This window comes from Methylophaga sp. UBA2513 (genome assembly GCF_002341285.1).
GTDB lineage: Bacteria > Pseudomonadota > Gammaproteobacteria > Nitrosococcales > Methylophagaceae > Methylophaga > Methylophaga marina.
Genome location: NZ_DDNT01000021.1, coordinates 338,626 through 339,050 on the forward strand (window position 1 = coordinate 338,626; position 425 = coordinate 339,050).

Genomic DNA, 425 nt, shown 5'->3' on the forward strand with positions numbered 1-425 from the left:
GGCAAAGTGTTTATGCGGAGTTTACCGCCAATGCCAATCAGTCAGAATATTGAAGATGTGAAAGCCTTTTTTGCCAGTCGCATTTGATAAGCACTAATTCAGATCCGCTGCATATTCTTTTAACACTTCCATAGGAATCACTTCAGTGGCACGCTGATGTGTGGCAGCCAGGTAAATTTTAGGCGCCATATCATGCTCATATGCTTCCAACCAGCGCTGAGCACATAAACACCAACGATCACCTGGTTTCAAACCAGGAAAACCAAACTCTTTTACCGGTGTGGTTAAATCATTACCACGAAAACGTGAATATTCCAGAAATGCCTGACTGACTTGCACACAGACTGTGTGCTGACCGTAGTCAGCATCACTCGTATTACAACAACCATCACGGTAGAAACCTGTGAGAGGATCTTCACTACAAC

1 protein-coding gene is annotated in these 425 nt (G+C 44.0%); it reads right to left on the minus strand.

The genetic code is table 11. The features are described from left to right. Positions 1–93: 93 nt before the first annotated feature. The coding region (locus B3V56_RS14180) for a DUF2237 family protein (RefSeq protein WP_289284449.1) at positions 94–425 on the minus strand (332 nt) is incomplete at its 5' end.